This is a genomic window from Kineococcus glutinatus, from assembly GCF_039542765.1.
GTDB lineage: Bacteria > Actinomycetota > Actinomycetes > Actinomycetales > Kineococcaceae > Kineococcus_A > Kineococcus_A glutinatus.
The window spans coordinates 1-4,429 of the sequence record NZ_BAABIL010000032.1 but is presented as its reverse complement, the minus strand read 5'-3'; the positions used below and the strand labels follow the sequence as shown (position 1 = coordinate 4,429).

The following is a 4,429-nucleotide window of genomic DNA, read 5'->3' as shown; positions in this document are numbered from 1 at the left end:
GTCCCGCACGCCCGCCGGTGCCGGGACGCCCGCGGTGCCCCGGCGCCGGCGGGCGGAGGAGCTGGTCGACCGCAGCGAGGGCTGGCGGCCCTGACGCCCCGTCCCGCCCGGCGCGGTGGGCCGGAGCGGCTCGGCCGGCGAGCCGCTCAGCCGGCGAGCGGCAGCAGGTCGCCCTTGACGGCCGGGTCGGTGGCGAGGAACTCCTGCACCGCGGGGTCCCGGAACGCCGCGACGAGCTTGCGGATGTTCTCCTCGTCCTTCCACCGGCTGCCGATGGTGAGCTGCGCCGCGAACTCGTCGGGCGGGGTGGGCGCGAAGATGAGCTTGTCCTGCCCGATGCCCGCGGTCGTGAAGTTCAGCGTGTAGCCGGCGACGGCGTCGAGGTCGCGCAGCGCCAGGGGCTGGGCGCCGAAGTCGAGCAGCACGAACTGGAGGTTCTTGGGGTTGGTCGCGATGTCGTCGCGGGTGGCGCGCCACCTGTCGACGCCCTCCTCCAGGGTGATGAGGCCCGCGCGCTCCAGCAGCCACAGCCCCTGCGCCTCGTTCGCGGGGTCGGCCAGCAGGGAGACCTTCGCCCCGTCCGGCAGGTCCTGCGGGCTGCGGTGCTTGTCCGACCAGAGCCCGAAACCCCAGCGGTACACGGGCGTGGCCGCCTCCTCCCGGAAGTCGGGGTTGGCCTCGAGCACCTGGTCGAGCCAGAGGCGGTGCTGGTAGACGGTCCCGGCGACCTCGCCCTCGCTGACGGCCCGGTTGAGCTGGGTGCTGTCGGCCAGGCCGCGGAACTCCACCTCGATGCCGTACCTGGGCGCGACCTCCCTGCCCACGAAGTCGACGAGGGCCTTCTCCGCGGCCTGGCCCTCCTGGGAGACGACGACGAGGGTGGCGCCGGCCACCTCGTTGGGGGAGGTCTCCTGCCGGGTGGTGGCGAGGAGCGCGGCGGCGGCCACGGCGACGGCGGCGGCGGCCCCGCCCAGCACCCACGGGGTGCGGCGCCGGCGGCGCAGGGTGAAGCCGTGTTCGTGTCCGGCGGGCTCGCCGGTGCTCGGGCGGGTGGTCTGGTCGGTGCTCACTGCTCTCCTCGGGGGGCGTGCCGGGGCGCACCGGGTCCCCGCGGTGTGCGGGGACCCGGTGTGCGGGTAGGTGTGCGGATGGCGCGGGTTTCAGGCGCGGCGCAGGTGCGGGGTGGCCCGGCGGGCGAGCCGGTCGCCCGCGAACTGGACGGCGGCGACGGTGGCGACGAGCACGACGATCGTGGCGACCATCACGGAGTGGTCGAACCGCTGGTAGCCGTAGGTCACGGCGACGTAGCCGATCCCGCCCGCGCCGATCGTCCCGGCGATGGCCGAGTACTCGATCATCGCGATGGTGTTGACGGTCGCGCTGCCGATGATCGCCGGGACCGCCTCGTGCAGCTGGGCGCGGCGCACCACCTGCCAGGGCGAGCCGCCGGAGACGCGGGCGACCTCGGTCACCGAGACCGGCACGTCGCGCAGGGCGTTCTCCACGAGCCGGGCGAAGAACGGCACGCCGGCCACCGTCATCGGCACGACCGCCGCCGGGATGCCGATGGTCGTCCCCACGAGCAGGCGCGTCACGGGGATGATCGCCGCCATCAGGATGAGGAACGGCAGGGAACGGCCGAGGTTCACCACCCAGCTGAGCGCGGTGTGCGCCCGCGGCGCCGGGAAGAGGCCACCGGGGCCGGTGTTGAACACCACCACCCCCAGCGGCGTGCCGAGCGCCACGACGAGCGCCATGACGATGCCGACCATGAGCAGCGTCTGACCGTAGGCGGGCAGCAGCAGGGCCGGCAGGTCGGCGAGCGGCGTGCCGCGCAGCGCGGGGGCGACGGTGGGCACCGCCGCGGCGAGGGCGCTCACCGGGCACCCCCGGCCAGCGCCGCGGCACCGCTCGCCGACCTGGCCGGCTGCTGCGGGGGCCGCGCCTGCGGGGCGCCGTGCAGCCCGAGCCCCGCCAGGGCGTCGAGCACCTCCTCGGCGCCGGCGGGCAGCCCGACGACGGCCCAGCCGGTCCCCGTCCCGCCGCTGCCCTCCACGGAGGCCCCCAGCAGCGAGACCCGCGCGCGGAGCTGCTCCGACAGGCGCAGCAGCCAGTCGGCCGGCACGGCCCCGGAGGCGTAGGTCACCGTCCACACGCGCTCCCCGGGTGCGGGCGCGGCGTGCGGGCGCAGCGGCTGCAGGGCCCGGCCCAGGGCGGAGGCGGGGTCCCGCAGCAGCGCCGCGACCGGCCCCGACTCCACGAGCCGGCCGGCCTGCAGGTGCCCCACGCGGTCGGCGGTCTCCCGCACGGCGTCCATCTCGTGGGTGATGAGCACGATGCTCAGGCCGAGGTCGTCGCGCAGCTCGCGCAGCAGGGACAGCACCGAGCGGGTGCTCTCGGGGTCGAGGCCGGACGTCGCCTCGTCGGCGAGCAGCACCGAGGGTCGCAGCGCCAGGGCGCGGGCGATGCCCACCCGCTGCCGCTGGCCGCCGGAGAGCTGGAACGGGTGGTGGTCGGCGCGGTGCGACAGGCCCACGCGCTCCAGCAGCTCGGCCACCCGCGCGTCGCGCTCGGCGGGCGTCACGCCGAGGTAGTCCAGCGGCAGGGCGACGTTCTCCGCGGCCGTGGAGCGGCTGAGCAGGCTGGAGGACTGGAAGACCGTCCCGATCGCGCGGCGGGCGGCCCGCAGGTCCCGCTCGCGCAGCCGGCTGAGCTCGACGCCGTTGACGGTGACCGACCCGCTGGTCGGGCGCTCCAGCAGGTTGAGGCAGTGCGCCAGGGTGCTCTTGCCCGCGCCGCTGGCACCCACGACGGCGAACACCTCGCCGCGCTCCACCGCGAAGTCGACGCCGTCGAGCACGGTCACCGCCGACGGGCCGCTCCCGTAGACCTTGGTGAGGGCCTCGACGCGGATCACGACGGCGCTCCCGCGGCCGCGTCCTGCCGCTCCTGCTGGGCGGGCACCGCGGACGCGACGGGGATCGTGGACAGCGGCCCGCCGACGCGGTACAGGCTGCCGCGGTGCTCGGCGGGCAGCCGGTCGCCGCGGCCGGTCAGCTTGTGCCGCAGCGTGCCCCCCTCGTAGGAGGTGGGGTACACGCCCCGGTGCTGCAGCTCCGGCACGAGGTGCTCGACGACGTCGGCGAAGCTGCCCGGGGTGATGGCGTAGGCGAGGTTGAACCCGTCGACGTCGGTGTCGGCCACCCACTCCTGCAGCTCGTCGGCGACCTCCGCGCCGGAACCGACGAAGCGCGGGCCGGCGCCACCGATGCCGGCCCAGTCGGCGATGTCGCGCACGGTCCACTCCCGGCCGCTCTCGTCGACCTGCTGGAAGGCGGCGACGAAGGAGTGGATGGCGTTGCTCTCCACCTGCCCCAGCGGCTCGTCGAGGTCGTAGCGGGACAGGTCCACGCCCAGCCAGCCGGACAGCAGCACGAGGGCGCCCTCGACGCTGGTGTAGGAGCGGTACTCCTCGTGCTTGGCCCGGGCGAGCTCGGGCGTGGCGTCGGTGACGACGGTGGCCAGCTGGTAGATCAGCACCGAGCGCGGGTCGCGGCCGGCGTCGGCGATCTCCCGGCGCAGCGCCGCGACGGTGTCGCGCAGCACCGCCTTGGTGGGGGCTCCGACGAAGATGGCCTCGGCGTGGGTCGCGGCGAAGCGGCGCCCGCGGGAGGACGCACCGGCCTGGAAGATCACCGGGGTGCGCTGCGGGGACGGTTCGGCGAGGTGGATGCCGGGCACGCTGAAGTGCTCGCCGCGGTGGCCGATCGGGTGCACCTTGGCCGGGTCGGTGAAGACGCCGCGCTCGCGGTCGCGGACCACGGCGTCGTCCTCCCAGGAGCCCTCCCACAGCTTGTAGAGGACCTCCAGGTACTCGTCGGCGTAGTCGTAGCGGTCGTCGTGGGCGAGCTGGTCGTCCTGGCCCATGTTGCGGGCCGCCGCCGGCAGGTAGCCGGTGACGACGTTCCAGCCGATGCGGCCCCTGGTGAGGTGGTCCAGCGTGGAGAGCCTGCGCGCGAAGGGGTACGGGTGCTCGAACGCGGTTCCCGCGGTGATGCCGAAGCCGAGGTGCTCGGTGACCGACGCCATCGCGGTGACGAGCAGCAGCGGGTCGGACACCGGCACCTGCGCGCCCTGGCGGATCGCGGCCTCGGCGCTGCCGCCGTAGACGTCGTAGGTGCCGAGGACGTCGGCGACGAAGAGGCCGTCGAAGACGCCCCGCTCCAGCAGCCGCGCCAGCTCGGTCCAGTACGAGAGGTCCTTGTAGGCGGCGGACCGGTCGTCCGGGTGCCGCCACAGACCGGGGGACTGGTGGGCGACGCAGTTCATGTCGAAGGCGTTGAGGCGGATGCGACGGGGCACGGGGATCTCCTGGTGGGGCGGGACCGCGGGTGCGGTGCTGCGCGGACGAGGTGCGCGCGGTACCCGC

4 protein-coding genes are annotated in these 4,429 nt (G+C 75.2%); all 4 read right to left on the bottom strand.

All coding sequences use genetic code 11. The annotated features are described in order from the left end of the window. Positions 1-146: 146 nt before the first annotated feature. The 4 genes from ABEB16_RS01810 to ABEB16_RS01795 all read right to left on the bottom strand — a co-directional run bounded on the left by ABEB16_RS01810 (position 147) and on the right by ABEB16_RS01795 (position 4,362). Positions 147-1,070 (bottom strand): MetQ/NlpA family ABC transporter substrate-binding protein, encoded by a 924-nt coding sequence (locus ABEB16_RS01810; protein WP_425560081.1) that lies wholly within the window; start codon positions 1,068-1,070, stop codon positions 147-149. A 90-nt stretch (positions 1,071-1,160) separates the two neighbouring features. Beyond that, the gene (locus ABEB16_RS01805) at positions 1,161-1,880 is read right to left on the bottom strand and encodes a methionine ABC transporter permease (RefSeq protein WP_425560080.1); all 720 of its coding nucleotides are present in this window, start codon (positions 1,878-1,880) and stop codon (positions 1,161-1,163) included. Next, positions 1,877-2,917, bottom strand: a complete 1,041-nt coding sequence (locus ABEB16_RS01800; RefSeq protein ID WP_345710565.1) for a methionine ABC transporter ATP-binding protein — start codon at positions 2,915-2,917, stop codon at positions 1,877-1,879. Before ABEB16_RS01800 ends, ABEB16_RS01805 begins: the two co-directional genes overlap by 4 nt. Then, complete coding sequence (locus tag ABEB16_RS01795) at positions 2,914-4,362, bottom strand: LLM class flavin-dependent oxidoreductase (protein WP_345710564.1); 1,449 nt, start codon at positions 4,360-4,362, stop codon at positions 2,914-2,916. Before ABEB16_RS01795 ends, ABEB16_RS01800 begins: the two co-directional genes overlap by 4 nt. Between the last annotated feature and the right edge of the window lie 67 nt (positions 4,363-4,429).